The sequence below is a fragment of the Algoriphagus sp. genome (genome assembly GCF_024642405.1).
GTDB lineage: Bacteria > Bacteroidota > Bacteroidia > Cytophagales > Cyclobacteriaceae > Algoriphagus.
This window is the reverse complement of record NZ_JAHEBC010000391.1, coordinates 1-3410: the sequence shown is the minus strand read 5'-3', so window position 1 is coordinate 3410 and position 3410 is coordinate 1. Positions and strand designations below refer to the sequence as shown.

Sequence of the window (3410 nt, the reverse complement as noted above, 5' to 3'; positions counted from 1 at the left end):
TTTTGAACTCATGAGTCATATTGTTGATAAAATCATTTTTGGTATCCGAAAGAGCCTTTTGTCGGATAATAACTTTTATAGCGTAGATGAAGCAGAAAATTATGACCCCAATAAAAACAATAGAACTGGAAATAGGAGCCCAAACTTGTTTTATGACATGATAGTTTTTTTCAGGAAAGAAGATATAAAGGAAGTTATCTTTACCTAAAATATCATTTGGGAATAACTTGGCCTTGATGCCGTCTTGAAGTAGCGTTTTTTGGTTTGTGACAGGTCCCAAAGGCAAAACCTCACCATTATCTTGTAAGAGTCCCAGCTCAAAAGACTCTTCAATTCCTCTTTCTAATAAATGATTTTGAAGTAACTCTCTTACTTGAAGCGTATCAAGTCTATCTAAAATGGCTTTTTGACCTGCGGCTAACTCATTCCAAGTCTTTTCAACCATATCAATTTTAAAATTGGCCCTCTTGATTTTATCCAAGATATCATCAGTAATATTTATTTCGGTCATTACCTCAGGGACAGGAGAGACCCTAATATTTTGTCTATTTGGAGCAGATTCTACCTTGCTGAGATAGCTTAATTGTCTTTCCTTTTCTTCCAAAAGGATCGCCATTTCGTCTGGAGTGAACAAACTTGAGGCAAGCTCAGGTGTCATGTAAGCAAAAAACATTTCCAACTCTTTCAAAGCATCCATATCAAAACCTCTGGACTCTAATATTCTTTTGAAAGTAGGGCTTACTTCGGGGGCTTTATCTGTCAGCATGGTATCAACTATGGAAGGTCGACTTCTATAAACTGACCTCTGCTGAATCGGAAAAGTGATAGGTTCAATTTTTTCAAACAAGGATTCCTGAAAAACAGGGTCTTTCATTAAAGAGCTCAATAATACATCGGAAGTTTCCCCTTTTTCGAGTTGTTCCACTGTCCCCGATAAAGCCATATAAACGTTCTGATCAAAACGTTCTTGATTTATCCGCACAGCATTTCTTACCCAATAGTATTGAAATCCCATTAAGCCAAAGCTGGCTAGGGACATCAAGACGATGATAAGAATTATGTTTCCTTTAGACATTGTACAAATTTAGCCTGATTATAAAGCGTGATAAATTGCTTAACAATATTTAACTGGCAATCACTTAGATTAGGTTCGCTGATGTGTGAACAAAGTGAAATTTGATTCCGTTCTTTATGGAATGATTTCTTAATTACATTTAAGGGGGGCACATGCCTCCTTTTTTTGTTATTTGGCTATCTTTGACCGCAAATTTAAGATCATGCCAGTGTCTCAAAATCCTATTTCTATTCAGGGAGTTTCCTTGGAATCAATTGCGAAAGAATTCGGTACGCCTGTCTATGTTTATGATGGGGAGAAAATAATATCCCAAATCCAAACTTTAAAAAATGCCTTTTCAAAGGTTCCTTTAAAAATCAAGTATGCGACGAAAGCTCTAACGAATGTCAATATATTGAAATTGGTAAAAAGAGCTGGTGCTGAGGTTGATGCAGTTTCGATAGAGGAAATCAGGATTTGTATGGAAGCAGGTTTTTCTGCCGCTGAAATTATGTACACTCCAAGTGGGGTAAATTTCCGCGAAGTGCAGGAGGCTGTGGAATTGGGAGTCATTGTGAATCTAGACAGTATTTCCCTCATGGAGGATTTTGGTGCTTCCTATGGAAATTCCATTCCTGCCTGTATCCGGATCAATCCGCATATCATGGCGGGTGGAAATGAAAAGATTTCCGTCGGTCATATTCAAAGCAAGTTTGGGATTTCGATTGAGCAGCTACCGGAAATTTTAGAGATTGTAAAAAAGTACGATCTAAAAATCGTAGGACTTCACATTCACACCGGTTCGGATATTTTGGATGCCGAGATTTTTCTGAAAGGTGGGAATGTGTTGTTTGAGGCGGCCATGAATTTTCCAGATCTTAAGTTTCTTGATTTTGGAGGTGGATTCAAAGTGGCTTATAAGAAAGGTGATCCCTCTACAGATGTCCATGAAGTAGGTAGAATTGTATCGAGTGCTTTCCAGCAGTTTTGTGCAAAGTATGGACGAGAATTGGAGCTATGGATAGAGCCAGGCAAGTTTATTGTAAGCGAGTCGGGGTACTTGATAGTAGAGTCTAATGTAGTTAAAAATACTCCTCAAATTACTTTTGTTGGTGTAGACTCCGGGTTAAACCACTTGATCAGACCCATGATGTATGATGCTTTTCATGATGTATATAACCTAAGCAATATGGATGGAGATCCGGAGACTTACAATGTAGTGGGATACATTTGTGAAACGGATACTTTAGCAAAGAATCGTAAAATTGGGAACGTAAGAAAAGGGGATTTCTTGGTATTCAAGAATGCCGGGGCCTATGGATTTAGTATGGCATCAAATTACAATTCCAGACTAAGACCCGCTGAAGTTTTAGTATGGGAAGGGAAGGCTCAATTGATCCGAAAAAGAGAAGAATTTCAAGACCTTTTACGCCATCAGGTGATTCTGGATATTTAATCAGAATTATTTTTAATATAGAGCCTAACTGGTATAATTATTGAGTTCAGAACTGACTATTGATATAAAAAACACAAAGGAATTGTGTTATTTCAAGATGGTTTGGAACCCAACAAGATTGTTAGCCTCAATCATAAGCCCTAGTAGTTTCACAACCTACATTTAATGTTCAATACTCTGCAGCTCATAGTATTTTAAGTACCTTTATGATGCAGGAATTGAAGGCATAGTACATGTTGAAAGAAATTAGAGGCAAGCATTTTCTGATTATTACCATTTTACTTTTTTTAGTGGGTGGATCTCTGGGTTACGGGCAAACTGTAATCCCTAGAGATGGCTTTCCCTATTGTGAACCTTTCACCAGTAACACGCCTAGAGCAAATACAGTATTTGATGGAGATCCATTACAGGCGGTATTAACCTCTGGAAATGGCGATCCTGTTGATAATGGAGTTTTAAGGTTAACAAGTAACCAGCTTAATCAAAGAGGTTGGGTTTTTGTGGATTTGCCTTTTTCATCTGCTTATGGAATCAAAACTTCTTTCGAATATTTTGCATATGGACCTTTGACCCCAAATGAACCTGGAGATGGCTTTAGTTTTTTCCTTTTTGATGGAACAATAGATGCTTCCACGTTTGAAATCGGTGGATTAGGGGGTTCATTAGGATATTCTCCTCTTAGATATAGTGGCGGTGCTTTTTTAGGTGGGTATGGTTTAAAGGGAGCCTATATGGGAATAGGCCTAGATGCTCGAGGAAATTGGGGCAATCAATATGAGGGGAAACTTGGAGGATTTGAAAATCCATTCCAATATGGTTCAGGTCTTTCACCAGCTTTTTTTCCAAGATACCCCAATAGTATAGCAATCAGAGGTCCTGTTGACCCAGCTGACCTTGTAA

The 3410-nt window shown here is 38.1% G+C and carries 1 protein-coding gene and 2 pseudogenes; 2 read left to right on the top strand and 1 reads right to left on the bottom strand.

Annotated features, from left to right (window positions below):
• Positions 1-1075 (bottom strand): annotated as a pseudogene (locus Q0L68_RS18265) (two-component sensor histidine kinase); the annotation flags it as partial.
• Between the two features lie 202 nt (positions 1076-1277).
• Between Q0L68_RS18265 and lysA the strand changes: the two are divergent.
• Together lysA and Q0L68_RS18255 are read left to right on the top strand one after the other, a co-directional pair.
• The gene (gene lysA / locus Q0L68_RS18260; protein WP_296705693.1) at positions 1278-2510 is read left to right on the top strand and encodes a diaminopimelate decarboxylase; all 1233 of its coding nucleotides are present in this window, start codon (positions 1278-1280) and stop codon (positions 2508-2510) included.
• Between the two features lie 233 nt (positions 2511-2743).
• Positions 2744-3410, top strand: a pseudogene (locus Q0L68_RS18255) (hypothetical protein); the annotation flags it as partial.